General features: G+C 70.9%; 16 protein-coding genes and 1 pseudogene. 4 read left to right on the top strand and 13 right to left on the bottom strand.

From position 1 onward, the window contains the following. Nucleotides 1-52 precede the first annotated feature (52 nt). Both ADL29_RS27125 and ADL29_RS27120 read right to left on the bottom strand, forming a co-directional pair. Nucleotides 53-433 carry an STAS domain-containing protein gene (locus ADL29_RS27125; RefSeq protein ID WP_053926213.1) on the bottom strand — a complete coding sequence of 127 codons (381 nt, stop codon included), beginning with the start codon at nucleotides 431-433 and terminating at the stop codon, nucleotides 53-55. A 330-nt stretch (nucleotides 434-763) separates the two neighbouring features. Further along, nucleotides 764-1,516 carry an ATP-grasp domain-containing protein gene (locus ADL29_RS27120; RefSeq protein ID WP_053926258.1) on the bottom strand — a complete coding sequence of 251 codons (753 nt, stop codon included), beginning with the start codon at nucleotides 1,514-1,516 and terminating at the stop codon, nucleotides 764-766. Between the two features lie 153 nt (nucleotides 1,517-1,669). Here ADL29_RS27120 and ADL29_RS27115 point away from each other — a divergent pair, with 153 nt between their 5' ends. The 3 genes from ADL29_RS27115 to lnt all read left to right on the top strand — a co-directional run bounded on the left by ADL29_RS27115 (nucleotide 1,670) and on the right by lnt (nucleotide 5,704). Continuing rightward, complete coding sequence (locus ADL29_RS27115; RefSeq protein ID WP_053926257.1) at nucleotides 1,670-3,598, top strand: ABC transporter ATP-binding protein; 1,929 nt, start codon at nucleotides 1,670-1,672, stop codon at nucleotides 3,596-3,598. 61 nt (nucleotides 3,599-3,659) lie between these two features. Then, on the top strand, nucleotides 3,660-4,142 hold the full coding sequence (locus tag ADL29_RS27110) for a nuclear transport factor 2 family protein (protein WP_053926212.1): 483 nt from the start codon (nucleotides 3,660-3,662) through the stop codon (nucleotides 4,140-4,142). A 29-nt stretch (nucleotides 4,143-4,171) separates the two neighbouring features. After that, the gene (gene lnt / locus ADL29_RS27105; protein ID WP_053926211.1) at nucleotides 4,172-5,704 is read left to right on the top strand and encodes an apolipoprotein N-acyltransferase; all 1,533 of its coding nucleotides are present in this window, start codon (nucleotides 4,172-4,174) and stop codon (nucleotides 5,702-5,704) included. On the opposite strand, the gene ADL29_RS27100 is transcribed toward lnt, so the two are convergent. The 4 genes from ADL29_RS27100 to ADL29_RS27085 form a co-directional block, all read right to left on the bottom strand. Beyond that, nucleotides 5,673-6,581 carry a Gfo/Idh/MocA family protein gene (locus ADL29_RS27100; RefSeq protein ID WP_053926210.1) on the bottom strand — a complete coding sequence of 303 codons (909 nt, stop codon included), beginning with the start codon at nucleotides 6,579-6,581 and terminating at the stop codon, nucleotides 5,673-5,675. The genes lnt and ADL29_RS27100 overlap by 32 nt on opposite strands. Before the next feature lie 88 nt (nucleotides 6,582-6,669). Then, entirely contained in the window at nucleotides 6,670-7,134 is a 465-nt protein-coding gene (locus tag ADL29_RS27095; RefSeq protein ID WP_107095099.1) for a hypothetical protein, read from the bottom strand. A gap of 190 nt (nucleotides 7,135-7,324) precedes the next feature. Beyond that, nucleotides 7,325-7,999: a uracil-DNA glycosylase gene (locus tag ADL29_RS27090; protein ID WP_053926256.1), complete on the bottom strand. Its 675-nt coding sequence runs from the start codon at nucleotides 7,997-7,999 to the stop codon at nucleotides 7,325-7,327. 130 nt (nucleotides 8,000-8,129) lie between these two features. Continuing rightward, the gene (locus tag ADL29_RS27085; protein WP_053926208.1) at nucleotides 8,130-8,597 is read right to left on the bottom strand and encodes a MarR family winged helix-turn-helix transcriptional regulator; all 468 of its coding nucleotides are present in this window, start codon (nucleotides 8,595-8,597) and stop codon (nucleotides 8,130-8,132) included. A gap of 57 nt (nucleotides 8,598-8,654) precedes the next feature. On the opposite strand from ADL29_RS27085, the gene ADL29_RS27080 reads away from it, so the two are divergent. After that, nucleotides 8,655-9,479, top strand: coding sequence for an alpha/beta fold hydrolase (locus ADL29_RS27080; RefSeq protein WP_053926207.1), 825 nt, complete (start codon nucleotides 8,655-8,657; stop codon nucleotides 9,477-9,479). Between the two features lie 66 nt (nucleotides 9,480-9,545). Here the strand turns inward: ADL29_RS27080 and ADL29_RS27075 are convergent, their stop codons facing one another. The 7 genes and pseudogenes from ADL29_RS27075 to ADL29_RS27050 all read right to left on the bottom strand — a co-directional run. Further along, on the bottom strand, nucleotides 9,546-10,316 hold the full coding sequence (locus tag ADL29_RS27075) for an SDR family oxidoreductase (protein WP_053926206.1): 771 nt from the start codon (nucleotides 10,314-10,316) through the stop codon (nucleotides 9,546-9,548). A 17-nt stretch (nucleotides 10,317-10,333) separates the two neighbouring features. Beyond that, the gene (gene fabG / locus ADL29_RS27070) at nucleotides 10,334-11,095 is read right to left on the bottom strand and encodes a 3-oxoacyl-ACP reductase FabG (protein WP_053926205.1); all 762 of its coding nucleotides are present in this window, start codon (nucleotides 11,093-11,095) and stop codon (nucleotides 10,334-10,336) included. 216 nt (nucleotides 11,096-11,311) lie between these two features. After that, a complete protein-coding gene (locus ADL29_RS27065; protein ID WP_053926255.1) occupies nucleotides 11,312-11,707 on the bottom strand; it encodes a DUF3037 domain-containing protein in 396 nt (131 codons plus the stop codon). Nucleotides 11,708-11,780: 73 nt separating this feature from the next. Continuing rightward, complete coding sequence (locus ADL29_RS27060; RefSeq protein ID WP_053926204.1) at nucleotides 11,781-12,605, bottom strand: HipA family kinase; 825 nt, start codon at nucleotides 12,603-12,605, stop codon at nucleotides 11,781-11,783. A 106-nt stretch (nucleotides 12,606-12,711) separates the two neighbouring features. Continuing rightward, nucleotides 12,712-13,806 (bottom strand): tyrosine-type recombinase/integrase, encoded by a 1,095-nt coding sequence (locus ADL29_RS27055; protein WP_053926203.1) that lies wholly within the window; start codon nucleotides 13,804-13,806, stop codon nucleotides 12,712-12,714. A 195-nt stretch (nucleotides 13,807-14,001) separates the two neighbouring features. After that, nucleotides 14,002-14,307, bottom strand: coding sequence for a helix-turn-helix transcriptional regulator (locus ADL29_RS41565; RefSeq protein ID WP_078971325.1), 306 nt, complete (start codon nucleotides 14,305-14,307; stop codon nucleotides 14,002-14,004). A gap of 1,092 nt (nucleotides 14,308-15,399) precedes the next feature. Further along, nucleotides 15,400-15,543 (bottom strand): annotated as a pseudogene (locus ADL29_RS27050) (IS5/IS1182 family transposase); the annotation flags it as partial.

Raw genomic sequence — 15,543 nt, 5'->3', positions numbered from 1 at the left:
GCCGCGGTCCCGGTCGCGCGGCCGGCCACCGGCCGCGCGCCGGTGGCCGCCGTCAGACGGCCACGCAGTCGGCCAGGCAGGTGGCTCCGGTGATCTCTTCGGCCGCGATCTCGAACTCACCGGTCAGCGCGGCCATCCGCAGCAGCCGCGCGACCCACCCGTCGTCCGTGACCCCGGTCAGCCGCAGCCGTCCGCCCCGCTTCCGGGCCCGGCGCCGGGCGCGGCACAGCAGGCCGAGCCCGGCGGCGTCCATGAAGGTCACCGCGCGCACGTCGAGGACGAGATCGGGGCGCCGGCTGCCGGTCAGTGCGTCCAGCCGGCCGGAGACCACCGACGCGGCGAGGATGTCCCATTCCCCGCGGAGTTCGAGCACGATCGTGCTGCCCGCCTCGCGGATGTGGCCGATGAATTCCTGGTGGTGGCCCTCGACCATCAGCCCGGCCCCTTTCCTGTTCAGGGAGCGAGACGGCGCCACGCAGGTGGCGAAGGTGTACGGGGAGACAAGGGGAGCGTCCGACGCCTTCCGGGCGGATGATCCGTATCGTGTTGCTGCCGTGCGTTACGTTCTACGGCATACCCGGCTGTCATAGCGTCAAGCCCTGGTGAGAGCCGTGTAACCAGGTTGGCTCAATCGCGGCGCGCCGTCGCCCTCGGGGCCATGCGGCCCGGTCCCGGGCTCACACCTTGCGCGGGCAACCGAGGCGGGTGACCAAGGAGAGTGCCCCTGGAGCGAGTTCGAAGCCGAGCCCGGCGGAGCCCTCAGTCACCGCCCCGTCGCCCGGACGAACGGCAGATCCCGTGCCGTCACCCGCTCCACCGGCCCCGCGGCGCGCAGCACCGTGTCCAGCGCCAGGTCCGGGTCGCTGGTGTAACGGCCGCTCGCCCAGGCCGCGTTGGCCTCGATGACCGCCCAGTGGCCGTCGAGCCGGCCGACGTCGACGACGATCGCGGAGGGCAGGGTGGCGCCGCAGCGGTCGAGGAGTTCGGCGCCGAAGGCGGCCGCGTCCCGGGAGAGCGGGCCGAGGCTGAGCCTGCCGTCCTCGGCATAGCGGCTGCCGGTGCGCACCTCGCCGTCCAGCAGATAGAGCCGGTGTTCGGCGGCGAAGGACACGACGTCGGAGATCAGCACCAGGGTGTCGGGGTCCACTGCGTCGGTGCCGGGCAGCCGGGAGCCGTCGGCGTAGACCATGGCCCGGATGCTCTTGTCGTTGGGTGACTTGACGAAGACCGGCCGGCGCAGGGCGTAGGCCTCGCGGAGCGGGAGCGCGCGGATCTCGCGCCGTACGAGGTCGCGGGGCAGACCGGTGAGCCAGCGCGCCGGGGCCTCGAGCGGGGCGATCCCGAGCGGGCCCGCCACCGCGTCGGCGAACGACGGTCCGGCGTGCAGATGGGCGGCGCGCAGTCCGTCGGGGAGGGCGAAGGTGGGCAGCTGGACGGTGCGCAGTCCGCGCCGGCGGGCGGTGTCGCGCAGGGTGGCGGCCGAGCCGGTGAGGCGCGGCGGCAGGAGGAGAGTCACGGTCACCCGATGATTTTCCGGCCCGGCCGACGTCCTTGAGGCGGCCGTACGGGAATCTCTTGACCTCAATGTTGGTTGAGGTCCTAGGTTCCTTTTATGTCGCCGGTCGCACACGGCGATCCCGTGACGGCCCCGGCAGAACAGGAGTCCACCATGGACATGGAAGTCACCGCCTGGCATTCCCTGCACAGCACGATGACCGCCCAGCAGGGCAGCAGACGCTTCTCCCGCGCAACCCTGCGCCGGATCGCGGCCTTCGCCCGGCCGCACCGGCGGCGGCTGGTGTTCTTCCTGGCGCTGAGCACCCTCACCGCGATGCTCGCGGTGGCCACCCCGCTGCTCGCCGGGCGGGTGGTCGACGCGATCGTGGGCGGCGATTCGTCCGGCGTCGTCCTGGGACTGTCCGGGCTGATCGCCGTGATCGCGGTCGCCGAGGCGGGCCTGGGGCTGCTGACCCGGTGGCTGTCGGCGAGCATCGGCGAGGGGCTGATCCTGGACCTGCGGACGACCGTCTACGACCACGTCCAGCGGATGCCGGTCGCCTTTTTCACCCGGACCCGCACCGGAGCGCTGGTCAGCCGCCTCAACAACGATGTGATCGGCGCCCAGCGGGCGTTCAGCGACACCCTCTCCGGGGTCGTCAGCAACATCGTGACACTGCTGCTGACCCTCGTGGTGATGCTGAGCCTGTCCTGGCAGATCACCCTGATCGCGCTCGTCCTGCTGCCGGTGTTCGTACTGCCCGCCCGGCGGGTCGGGCGGCGGCTGGCGGCGCTGCGGCGGGAGGGCGCCGATCACAACGCCGCGATGGGCACCCAGATGACCGAACGGTTCTCCGCGCCCGGCGCCACCCTCGTCAAGCTGATGGGCCGGCCGGCCCGTGAGTCCGCGGAATTCGCCGCCCGTGCCCGCCGGGTACGGGACATCGGCGTCCGCTCGGCGATGGTGCAGACGTACTTCGTCACGGCGCTCACCCTGGTCTCCGCGCTGGCGCTGGCCGTCGTCTACGGGCTCGGCGGCTTCCTCGCCCTGCGCGGCCACCTGGAGCCCGGCGCGATCGTCTCGCTCGCTCTGCTGCTCACCCGGCTCTACGCCCCGCTGACCGCCCTGTCCGGCGCGCATATCGAGGTGATGAGCGCGCTGGTCAGCTTCGAGCGGGTCTTCGAGGTGCTGGACCTGGAGCCGCTGATCGCCGAGAAGCCGGACGCCCGCGCGGTGCCCGAGGGCCCGGTGTCGGTGGAGTTCGACTCCGTGCGCTTCGGTTACCCGTCCGCCGACAAGGTCTCCCTCGCCTCCCTGGAGGAGGTCGCCACCCTCGACACCAGGGGCGGCGAACAGGTCCTGCACGACATCTCCTTCCGCGCCGAGCCCGGCCAGATGGTCGCCCTGGTGGGGTCCTCGGGCGCGGGGAAGTCGACCATCGCGCAGCTGCTGCCGCGGCTGTACGACGCCGATGGCGGTGCGGTGCGGCTGGCCGGGGTGGACGTCCGCGATCTGACCGCCGCCTCACTGCGCGAGGCGCTCGGCATGGTCACCCAGGACGGGCACCTCTTCCACGACACGATCCGCGAGAATCTGCTCCTGGCCAGGCCGGAGGCGGCCGAGGCGGAGCTGTGGGACGCGCTGCGCCGGGCCCGCCTGGAGGAGCTGATCGCCGGTTTGCCCGACGGCCTGGACACCGTCGTCGGCGAGCGCGGCTACCGCCTCTCCGGCGGCGAACGCCAGCGGCTGACCATCGCCCGGCTGCTGCTCGCCCACCCCCGGGTGGTGATCCTGGACGAGGCCACCGCCCATCTGGACAACACCTCCGAGGCCGCCGTCCAGGAGGCGCTCACCGAGGCCCTCGACGGCCGGACCGCGCTGGTGATCGCCCACCGGCTGTCGACCGTACGGGCCGCCGACCTGATCCTCGTCGTCGAGGGCGGCCGGATCGTCGAGCGCGGCACCCACGAGACGCTGCTGGCGGTGGAGGGGCGGTACGCGGAGCTGTACCGGACGCAGTTCGCCTCGGAGACGGGGCGGGCGGATTCCGGCCAGGAGGAGGGGCCGGAGTTCGCCGCAGCGGCGGCCTTGGTGCCCTGACGCCCCGCCGCTTGGCCCCCGCTCTCTTGGCGGGGGCCTCCGTATGCCGAAAACTGAGGCAATGACGCAGCGCGCGGAACACTCGACTGTCATGGACCGCCTCGCCATCGACGATCTGGTCACCGGCTACGCCATCGCCCTGGACGACGGGGACTGGCCCGCGTACCGGGCCCTTTTCACCGACGACGGCCGGGCGGACTACCGGTCCGCGGGCGGCATCGAGGGCACCACCGCGGAGATCGCGGCGTGGCTCACCGAGGTGCTGGGCCACTTCTCGATACGGCAGCATCTGATCGTCAACCGCCGGATCACCCTGGCCCGGCGGGACGGCGCCCCGGGCGATACGGCCACCGTCCAGGCCGACTACCTCAACCCGATGCGGCTCGACGGTATGCCGGCGGAACCCGGTGACGACCCCGCCGCACCCAACTACACCTGTGCCGGCCGCTACGCCTTCACCGCCCGCCGCACCCCCGACGGCTGGCGGCTGAGCGAGGTCGTCGTGCACGAGAAATGGCGCGAGGTGGTGCCGGCCGGGGAATGATCCATTCAGGTGCTGCGGAGGGAGACGGTATGCGCGGACCGCTCGGTGACCGGGCACGTTGGCTCGGCTCCCCCTGGTGGCGGGGCCTGGCGGCGGCGCTGGCCGGGGCGCTGCCGGTGCTCGTCTTCCCCGCGCCGTCCTGGTGGTGGCTGGCGTATGCCGTGCTCGTCCCCTGGCTGCTGCTGGTGCGTACGGCGCCGACCGTACGGCGGGCGGCGGTGGACGGCTGGCTGGGCGGCGCCGGATTCATGCTGGCCGTCCATCAGTGGCTGCTGCCGAGCCTGCACGTCTTCATTCTGGTGCTGGCGTTGCTGCTCGGTGCGCTGTGGGCCCCCTGGGGGATCCTGGTGCGCGCGCTGCTGGGGGGCACGCCCGGGGCGGGCCGGGCCGCCGCCGCGCTGGTGCTGGTGCCGTCGGGCTGGCTGATGGTGGAACTGGTCCGCTCCTGGCAGTACTTGGGCGGGCCCTGGGGCCTGCTCGGCGCCAGCCAGTGGCAGCTGCCGCCCGCGCTACGGCTGGCGTCGATCGGCGGGGTGTGGCTGCTGAGCCTGCTGATCGTGGCGGTGAACACCGCGCTGGCCGAGCTGATCGCCCGTCCGGCGGCATGGCGGCCGGCCGTCACCGGGCTGGTGGTGTGCGCCCTGGCCGGCACCGCGGCCTGGTTCTGGGCCCCGGTCCCGCGCCCCGCGGGGACCGTGCGCATCGCCGTCGTCCAGCCGGGCCTCACCGGCACCCCCACGGAGCGGCTGGCCCGCGGCGAGGCGCTGACCCGGTCGCTGGCGGGCCGCGGCGTACGCCTCGTCGTCTGGGGCGAGAGCAGCCTCTACCAGGACCCGGCCGACCACCCCGCGCTCGCCGCCCGGCTCACCCGGCTCTCCCGGCAGACCGGCACGGACCTGCTGGTCAACACCGACGCGCGGCGCGACGGCCGGCCGGGCATCGAGAAGAGCGCGCTGCTGATCGGGCCGCACGGACCGGTCGGCGAGCGCTACTCCAAGATGCGGCTGGTGCCCTTCGGCGAATACATACCGGCCAGGGCCGTCCTCGGCTGGGCCACCCAGGTGGGCAGGGCCGCGACCACCGACCGGATCCGCGGCACCCACCAGGTGGTGATGCGGGTGCCCGACGCGGACGGACTCCGCGCCGGACCGCTCGTCTGCTTCGAGACCGCCTTCCCCGACATGAGCCGCCACCTGGCGCGCGACGGCGCCCAGGTGCTCGTCGCCCAGTCCTCCACCTCGACGTTCCAGGAGAGCTGGGCACCGGCCCAGCACGCCTCGCTGGCCGCACTGCGCGCCGCGGAGAACTGGCGCCCCATGGTGCACGCCACGCTCACCGGCATCAGCGCGGTGTACGGCCCCCGGGGCGGGCCGGTCGGCGAGCGGTTGGGCACCGGCCGCAGCGCGGCCGCCGTCTACGATCTGCCACTGGCGAAGGGCACCAGCCCGTACACCCGGTTCGGTGACTGGGCGGTGTACGGGGCGATGGGCGCGCTGGTGATCGCCGGCGGGTACGCGGGCGTCCGGGCGCTCAGGCGGCGGCCTGGGCCAGCGCCTCGGTGATCACCCGTTCACACAGCTCATGGGTGCGCAGCGCGTCCTGCGCCGAGGGCTGCCGCCCGGCCCGCACGTCGTCCAGGAACGCCAGCACGATCTGCTCGATGCCACGCTGCCGGGCGACCGGCACCCAGTCGCCGCGCCGCCGCACGCTCGGCTGGCCCTTGTGGTCGATGACCTCGGCGAGGTTCACCACCTGGCGCTTGGTGTCCTGCCCGGAGACCTCCAGGATCTCCTCGGCGGAGCCGCTGAGCCGGTTCATGGTGCCCAGGGCCGTGAAGCCGTCGCCGGAGAGCTGGAGCACGACATGCTCCATCAGCCCTTCGCGGATCCGCGCCCGGACGTCGATGTGGTCGATCTCCCCGGGGACCAGGAACCTCAGGGTGTCGACGACATGGATGAAGTCGTCGAGGACCAGTGTGCGCGGGTCCTCGGGCAGACCGATGCGGTTCTTCTGCATCAGGATCAGATCCCGGGCGTGCTCCCGGCACTGGGCGTAGGCGGGCGCGTAGCGGCGGTTGAAGCCGACGGCCAGCCCGACTCCCCGGTCCTCGGCGAGCCGCACGATGCGCTCCGACTCGGCGAGTTCATACGCGATCGGCTTGTCGACATAGGTCGGTACGCCCGCCTCGACGAGCCGGGTGACGAGCTCGGGGTGTACGGCGGTCGGCGCATGCACGAAGGCGGCGTCCAGGCCGGCGGCGAGCAGCGACTCCACATCCGTGTGCAGCTGCCGTCCGGTCAGCCGGTAGGTGTCACCGACCCGTTGGAGGGTGGCCGGGGTGCGGGTCTGCAGATGCAGCTCGATGCCGGGCTGCGCGCCCAGTACGGGGAGATACGCCTTCTGGGCGATGTCTCCGAGTCCGATGCAGCCGACCTTCACTCGTACTCCTTGTCCTTGGGGCGTCGCGGTGCCGCGGTCCGGGGTGGCCCGCGCCCCGGAAGCTTACGGGGAGCGGCCCCGCCGCAGGTCAGCCGCGGGGCCGCTCCCCGTTCCCGTTCAGCCGCACCGCCAGCCGGTCGATGGCCTCCCGCAGGCCCTGGCGGTATTCCCCGTCGGCCAGCCCGTCGGCCGAGGCGCGGGCCCGCAGCAGCTGGGCTCGGGCGTCGGCCGGGCGGTCGAGGGCGACGTAGTCGGCGGCGAGATTGAGATGGAGGGAGGGGAAGAAGGCGCGCAGGGCCTCGGCGTTGGCGCCCTCGGCCGGTTCGGTGACACGGCGCTCGGCGCAGCGCCCGCCGCCGCGCTCGCCGGAACCTTCGGCCGCCTCCAGGGCGCGCAGGTCCCACGCGAGCTCGTCCCGCGGGTCGTCCTGGGTGTCGGCCATGTAGTGGGCGAGCGCACACCGGTGGAAGGCGTCCCCCTCGGGCCCGATCTCCTGCCACAGCCCGGCGAGGCGGTTGCGTGCCTCTTCGCGGTCGCCGGCGCGATGCAGCATGATCGCCTGGCCGATCCTGGTGAGCACGCCGTCCGGGTGCGCCTGCGCCCGCCACTCCTCCGTCACCGCACTCACCCCGCGCTCGCTCGCCGCCCCAGGGCAGGTCCGCCCCGGACCGTTGGCCCTTCCCCCGACGCTAACCGCCGGGGGAAGCCTCCGCGCGGTGTGGGCGGCGCACGGACCGTGCGGCTCAGCCCTGCTTCAGGTCGGGGATCCGCCAGTCGATGGGGGCGTGGCCCTGGGCGGCGATCGCCTCGTTGATCTGGGTGAAGGGGCGGGAGCCGAAGAACTTCTTGGCCGACAGCGGGGAGGGGTGCGCGCCCTGGACCACGGCATGCCGGTCCTGGTCGATCAGCGGCAGCTTCTTCTTGGCATAGTTCCCCCACAGCACGAAGACGGCCGGGTCGGGCCGGGCGGCCACGGCGCGGATCACCGCGTCGGTGACCTTCTCCCAGCCCTTGCCCTTGTGGGAATTGGCCTCGCCCTCGCGGACCGTGAGAACGGCGTTCAGCAGCAGCACGCCCTGCTTGGCCCACGGCATCAGATAGCCGTTGTCCGGAACGGCGTGGCCCAGCTCCTCCTTCATCTCCTTGTAGATGTTGCGCAGCGACGGCGGCGTCTTGACGCCGGGCTGCACCGAGAAGCACAGGCCGTGGCCCTGGCCGGCGCCGTGGTACGGGTCCTGCCCGAGGACGAGCACCTTCACCTGGTCGTACGGCGTGGCCTCCAGCGCCGCGAAGACCTCTTCACGAGGCGGGTACACCGGCCCCTTGGCCCGCTCCTCCTCGACGAAGTCGGTCAGCTCCTTGAAATAGGGCTTTGCCAACTCCTCGCCGAGGACCCCGCGCCAGGACTCGGGCAGCATCTCCGTCACCACGTCACAACCTCCGGTGTACGTTCCGTTCTCATCATCAGAACTTACCGGCGACCACTGACAACGCGGTCCGCGGGCACCCGCTCACCGGCACCGCCGGGCGCCCGGACATCATGGCGCGTCAGTTCACATCCACGTGGTCGAAGAGCTCGAGCATCTCCGTGAGGACCCGTACACAGGCCCTGACGTCGGCATCGGTCAGGTCGCCGCCGACCTGCCGCAGCAGGGCGTGTTCGCGGGTGGTCACCGCGGTGATGGCCGCTCTCCCCGCATCGGTCAGCCGGATCAGCGAGGAGCGCCGGTGCGCGGGGTTGGGGATGATCTCGACGAGCTGCTGTGCTGCCGCGTCGTTGACCATCCGCTGCACGAACTGCCGGCTCAGCGCCTGCTCGCGGCCCATCTGCGGGACGGTCATGGGCCCGTGTTCGCGGAGCAGGTCGAGCACCGCGCGCACACCGACGGAGAGTCCCTCGATCGGCGCGGCCTGCTCCACCTTGCGCTGCACCCGTCGGTACAGCGGGCCCACCAGGGCGAACACCTCCGTGAGCCGGAGGGCGAGGTCATCGGGTTCGAGTGGCTTGTCGGTCACCGCACCATGATGACACCTTGGTTGCCAAGCTTGCACGAAGATGGCACCTTGGTTGTCATGACTGATGCCTCTGACATGTACGCGTTGGAGCTCCCGGCCGGCCGGCTCGCGTACCGCGACGTCGGCACCGGACAGCCACTGGTCCTGCTGCACGGCGGTTTCCTCGACCACCGCATGTGGGACGGCCAGGTGGCGGCCCTCGCGTCGCACTACCGCGTGATCGCACCCGACGCCCGCGGTCACGGCGGGTCCGCCAATGCGAGCAGGCCGTTCCGTAACGCCGACGACCTGGGCGGGCTGCTGCGCCATCTCGGCACCGGGCCCGCCGTCCTCGTCGGCGTGTCGATGGGCGGGGCCCTCGCGGTCGACACCGCGCTCGAACACCCCGAGCTGGTACGGGCGTTGGTGGTCAGTGGTGTCGGGACCAGCGAGCCCGACTGGCGGGACCCCTGGATCACGGAGATCCAGGCCGAGCAGGCCCGCGCCCTGGCCGCCGGTGACGCCAAGGCCTACGTCGACGCGTTCATGCTCCTGGCCCCCGGGCCGCACCGCGTCCTCGACGACCTCGATCCCCGCGTCGTACGGCTCCTGCGCGACATGACCGAGCGCACGGTCGCCAAGCACACCGGCGACGGACGGGACTGGCGGGTGCCCGTGACCGACACCTGGGAGCGCGCCGCGAAGATCACGGTCCCGCTCCTCGCGATCAACGGCGCCCTCGACGCGGACGACCACCTCCGCATGGCCGAGCGCCTCGTACGCACCGTCGCGAACGGCCGCGCGACGCGCATCGAGGGCACCGCGCACTACCCCAACATGGAACGGCCGGAGGCCTTCAACGCGATCCTTGGGGACTTCCTTCGCGCGGTGTCCGCCGGCTGACGCGGCCCTGCCGGAGAACGGGTCCCCCGCCCACCCCTGTCGAGGGGTGGGCGGGCACCACAGGCATCAGACCCCGGCGTTGAGGAACAGCCCGCCGTCCACGACCAGCGTCTGCCCGGTGATCCACCCGGAGGCGTCGGACAGCAGGAAGGCCGCGGCCCCGCCGATGTCCTCCGGGACACCGAGCCGCGCCATCGGGTAGGCGGCCGTCGCTTCCTCCTCGCGGTTCTCGTACAGCGCGGCCGCGAACTTGGTCTTGATCACCGCGGGCGCGATGGAGTTGACCCGGGCCACCGGCGCGAACTCGTGGGCGAGCTGCTGCGTCAGGTTGATCATGGCGGCCTTGCTCACGCCGTACGCGCCGACGAAGGGCGAGGCGTTGAGGCCGGCGACGGACGCGATGTTGACGATCGCGCCGCCGTTGTCCTTCTGCCAGGCGTGCCAGGTGCGCTGCGCAAAGCCCAGCGCCGAGATCACGTTGGTCTCGAACACTTTGCGCGCGACACCGAGGTCGAGGTCGGCGATGGGGCCGAACACCGGGTTCGTGCCGGCGTTGTTGACGAGGTAGTCGATGCGCCCGAAGGCCTCCATCGCCCGCTCGACGGCGACGGCCTGGTGGGCCTCGTCGTGCGCCTTGCCGGCGACGCCGATCACCCGGTCCGCGCCCAGCGCCTCGGCGGCCTCCTTGAGCGCGTCCTCGTTGCGGCCGGTGATGACGACCCGGTCGCCACGGGCCACCAGGGCCTGCGCGATGCCGTAGCCGATGCCGCGGCTGGCACCGGTGACCAGCGCCACCTTGCCGGAGAGCTCGGGGAGCCCGTTGTTCTGCTCGGTCATGTCCTGGACTCCTGGGGTCAGTTGAGCGGGCCGCCGGCGACGTACATGACCTGGCCGGAGACGAATCCGGCCGCCTCGCCCGTGAAGAAGGCGATGGCGTTGGCGATGTCCTCGGGCCTGCCGACCCGCTGGACCGGGATCTGGGTGGCGGCCGCGGCCTGGAAGTCCTCGAAGCCCATGCCGACGCGCTCGGCGGTGGCCGCCGTCATGTCGGTGACGATGAAGCCGGGGGCGACGGCGTTGGCGGTGACGCCGAACTTGCCGAGCTCGATGGCGAGGGTCTTGGTGAAGCCCTGCAGACCGGCCTTGGCGGCGGAGTAGTTGACCTGACCGCGGTTGCCGAGCGCCGAACTGGAGGAGAGGTTGACGATCCGGCCGAACTTGGCGTCGACCATGTGCTTCTGACAGGCCCGCGACATCAGGAACGCGCCCCGCAGATGCACGCTCATGACCGTGTCCCAGTCGGCGGCGCTCATCTTGAAGAGCAGGTTGTCACGGAGCACGCCCGCGTTGTTGACCAGCACGGTCGGCGCACCGAGCTCCTCGGCGACGCGCGCGACGGCCGCCTCGACCTGGGCCTCGTCGGAGACGTCGCACCCGACGGCGATGGCCTTGCCGCCCGCCGCGGTGATCTTCTCGACGGTGTCCTTGCAGGCCGCCTCGTCGAGGTCGAGTACGGCGACGGCACGGCCCTCGGCGGCCAGGCGTACGGCGGTGGCCGCGCCGATGCCGCGGGCCGCGCCCGTCACGATGGCGACGCGCTGCTCGGTGGTGGACATGCGGGTTCTCCTCACCTCGAAACCTCGAAAGCGACTCGCCGCACCGGCCGAACAGGTGAGCAACCGCTTAGTAGGGCTGACGCTAGAAGCCCGGCCACCCGCTGTCAACGCCCCGCAGCCGCGCCGTAACCCACCTCACCCGGCGCCCCGACCGGCACAAAGGCGCCGGCTCCGTCCGGGGACGGAACCGGCGCCCTTGCGCGGTGTTCCTGCGGCTCAGCGCACCAGCAGCTCCAGCAGCCGCTTCGCCTCCGCGGAGGGGTCGCCGGTCAGGCCGGTGTGGACCGGGCCCGGCTGGACGATCGTGCTGCGCGGCGCGATCAGCCAGCGGAAGCGGCGCCCCGCGTCGTCCCCCGCGGCCTGGCCGGCCGCCGCCCCGCCGTGGCAGACGCCCTCGACGGCGGCGAGCGCGGCCCGTACGCCCTCGACGTCGCACGAGGGGTCCAGGGCCAGCAGCCGGGCCTCGTCCAGATGGGTACGGGCCTCGACGAAGCGCCGGGCGCGGCAGTACACGATCACGCCGGCGTTGATCATCTCGCCCCGCTCGACCCTCGGCACGACCCTGATCAGGGCGTACTCGAAAACATCGCGCCCGTTGTGCAGACCACTCATGCCGAATCCCCGCTCCGCCCGGCCCCGCACGCCCGAGGCGCGCCCCTCCTCATGGCTCGCTCGCTCAGCTTGCTCACGTCACTACCTTCCGCGGGAGCCTGCCCGCCAGCCATTCCGGTGCCTGCGAGGGGGCGTCCTCGGTGCGGTCCCCGAGGGTGATGTGGTCGCTGATCACCTCGGCGCGGGACAGCAGGGCCCTGACATAGGCCCGGCGCACCTCGTCCGGCGAGTCGAAGCCGGGCTCGTCCGTCAGCCATTCGTCGGGGACCTGGGCCGTGATCTCGGTGAGGAGTTCCTCGGTGATACAGGGTGCGAACTCGGCGGCCGCGGAGGACACGTCCGGGGCGAAGGTGGCCAGCACATGGTCGGAGGCGTTGAAGGGCTTGACGGCGGCCTTCTCGGCGCTGGGCCAGTTGTGGTGCCAGATCATCGTGGCGCCGTGGTCGATCAGCCACAGCTCGCCGTGCCAGACCAGCATGTTGGGGTTGCGCCAGGACCGGTCGACGTTGTTGATCAGCGCGTCGAACCACACCACGCGGCCCGCCTCACGGGAGCTCACCTCGAAGGCGAGCGGATCGAAGCCGAGCGACCCGGGAAGGTAGTCCATCCCGAGGTTCAGCCCGCCGCTGGCCTTGAGGAGCTCCTGCACCTCCTGGTCCGGCTCGCTCAGCCCGATCACGGGGTCGAGCTGCATCTGGACCAGATCCGGCACCCGCAGCCCCAGCCGGCGCCCCAGCAGCCCGCAGATGATCTCCGCCACCAGGGTCTTGCGGCCCTGACCTGCGCCGGTGAACTTCATGATGTACGTACCGAGATCGTCGGCCTCGACGATCCCCGGGAGCGATCCGCCCTCACGCAAGGGCGTGACATAGCGGGTCGCTGTGACTTCGGTCAGCATTTTCCCAGGCTATCCGACCAAGCGGCCTTACAATCCACAATTAAATCCAGGCGCACACAAGCGGGGAATCCGCCGCGATCAGCCCTGGGGAGAATCTGGGGAGTTTCTACTGGCACGGTGGATCCCCCGTCCTCTCGAGCAGTCCGTCAATGGCGGTGCGCCCCTTGCTTCCGGCCTCCGGCATGAAGTGAGCGTAGTAACCGAGCGTGATGGCTGGCGAGGAGTGCCCGAGCCACCGCGCCACAGTCACCACGGACTCCCCCGCTTCCAGCATCATCGAGGCGTAGGTGTGCCGCAGCACGTGGAAGCCTTCCTTCGGTGCCGCCTCCCACTGCCATGGCTTCGCCCCTTTGGGCCGCGGCGGGATGATGCCGGCCTTGGCCAGCGCGGGTTTCCACGTGTAGGTGTTCCACGTGTTCACCGCCACGGCATTGCCGAATCGCGTGGTGAGCAGCAGCGAGAACTTCCTTCCTTGCCCCTCCGGCTTCCCCCACGGAAGCTCCACTTCCACCGGTGGGAACGCTTCGACGTGGCGCTTGAGCTCCTCGGCAACCGAGGAGGGCATGTCGACGACACGGGTCTTCTTCCCCTTCGGCAAGGTGAAATACAGCCTCCCCTTGATCGCCTGGACTTGGCGACGGACATGAAGCACGCCTCTCGCGTAGTCGATGTCCTCCGGGCTCAATCCGAATACCTCGCCCTGACGAAGCCCGCACCCCAGACCGAGAACGACGGTTATCCGGTTGCGCGGGTTGATGGCGTCGCGGACTCGCAGCGCCGTTTCCAACCGCCAAGCCTCGCGGCGCTCCTGTGGCGCCTTGGGCCACCGAACGGACTTCGCGTGCATGGGGTTCCCGGCGAGCCGCTTGTCATCAACGGCCGCCTCCAGGATGGCGGAGAGCTCGGACAGGATGCCGCGCTGGTAGTCGACCGAGGAGACGGTTGACTCCAATTTGGCTACGTACGCGCGCAGATCCGCTGCCGTGATGTTCCTGAGGGGCAGTTGGCCCAGGTGCGGAATGATGTGAAGGCGCGCTCTCCGCTCCTGGTTATCCTGGGTCTTCGGAACACCGCCGCTGCCCGGCGCCCAATGCATCGCGATGTAGTCGGCCAGCGTGATGGATCCGTCACGCGGGTCCACGAACTCGCCGCGTTCCTCGTCCGTGGCTGCCCGACGAAGCCACGCCTTGGCATCCTCCAAGGTGTCGAAGGAACAGTCCCGGACTCCAGGTATGCCAGCGACCTTGTATCGCTTCCCCTTGCCGTAGCGAGCGGTCTTCTCCCTTTTCCCTGTGACCGGGTCCTTCTTCTTCTTGATCCAACGGTCTTCTATGTAGCCGGCCAGGAGAGGCTCCTTTCGAGAGGGGGCAAACGGCGCGCGACGACGTACGGAATGTCAGGCACTGCGGCGGCTTCGCTGCTGGGGAGCTGCGCTCAGCGGGTTCAGCGCCGGGTTGGAGCGGGAGTCAGCCCGCTCCTGCTCACGAATCCAGGCGTCAAGGACTTCCCGCCGGTACATGACGCGGCCGCGGGGGCCCATTCGGAAGCTCGGCGGGCCCTGCCGTCGGTGGCGCCAGACGTAAAGCGTGTGCGGTGAGAGGCCGAGGTACGCGGCCGCGTCCTTAACGTTGAGGAATGCGGCGCGTAGAGCGCTCGTGGGGGCAGGTGCGGTCGAAGAGACAAACAGCGGTCGTACAGGCATGGAGGGTTTTCTGTGGATGAGGGAGGGGGTCGGGCCGGATGGGCTCAGGGCGGGGCGGCTCATTTCCTCCTCTGAGCCTTTGCGGCGCTTTCTACTGTGTCCGCAGCCAAGCGCAGCCGGGTGCGAACACCATCAATGCTCTGCCGCGATCCCCGGTTTCGGTAACCGGGGATCGTCTGCTATGTATCGCGCTGCCCCACGGGGCTTTGCCTGTAGCCCCGCGCATTGGCCTCGGTCAGGAAGCCAGCCGGTACGACCGGGGAGTGGGAGTCGCGCCGTCCGTGACGAGCACCAGGAGCCCGCCGTCGGTGAGTCAGTCGAGGCTGCCGGCCACGACGAGTTCAGAAGCACCAACGCCTCGGGCAATGTGCCGGGTTGGCGACTTCGGGAAGCATCACGATGTGCGCGAGGACCGCTCGATCGCGACGGTAGCCGCGTTGCAGTAGGTCCTCGCCGAGCCCGGCCGCGCAGACACAGAGACACAGTGCCGTGGCGAGGGCGCCGTAGTCGTCTGTGCGCGGTCCACGCGTTCAGGGCGCCGAGCGCCAGAAAGACGGGGGGCAGTGAAGCGGGCGGATCGGAGAGCGGCATTCGACAGGTGGGGCTCCTTGGGTCGGGGCCTCGGCGACGAGACCGACCAGCGCTGGGGTACCGGCTGCCGTCATGGCCGACCTGTCTGTTGGTCGACCAGGAACCCCTCATCGCTCGCTGACCTGGTGTTTTCCGGGACGTTGTACGTTGACATGGTCCCGGAGGAGGTTCCAGTCCCTTGGGGCTCTTTCTCGTCTGCCGTGGGCGAATGCTGCATCCAATCGAGTCGTTTGACAGCTAACCCAGCCGTTTCGGCTTCTTTGACGGCGAACCTAGTCGTGCGGGGTGAGCGGGCTGGGGGTGTTGTACGGCCGCGAGACGGCTGAGCTGCGCCACGGTCAGGGCTCGTGGCATGACTGGGTCGGGTAGGCATGCCATCGGGGTGACCCCTCCCAACACCTCGCAACGGGTGCTCAGTTCTGCACGTCGGCCGTCCGGCGCGGCAGGCGTATGCGGCATGGGTGGCGTGCCTGGCGTGCGACTTAGGGGCTTTCGTTTGGATCATCGGGCGGACCAGAGGAAGATGCCCGCGATGTGGAGTCCGGTCAGGTAGATGGTGGCGGTCTTCTCGTAGCGGGTGGCGATTCCTCGCCACTGTTTGAGGCGGTTGATGCACCGCTCGACGGTGTTGCGCTGCTTGTAGGT

It is taken from the genome of Streptomyces chattanoogensis (genome assembly GCF_001294335.1).
In the GTDB taxonomy this organism is placed as follows: domain Bacteria; phylum Actinomycetota; class Actinomycetes; order Streptomycetales; family Streptomycetaceae; genus Streptomyces; species Streptomyces chattanoogensis.
This window is presented reverse-complemented; position numbering and strand designations above follow the sequence as displayed.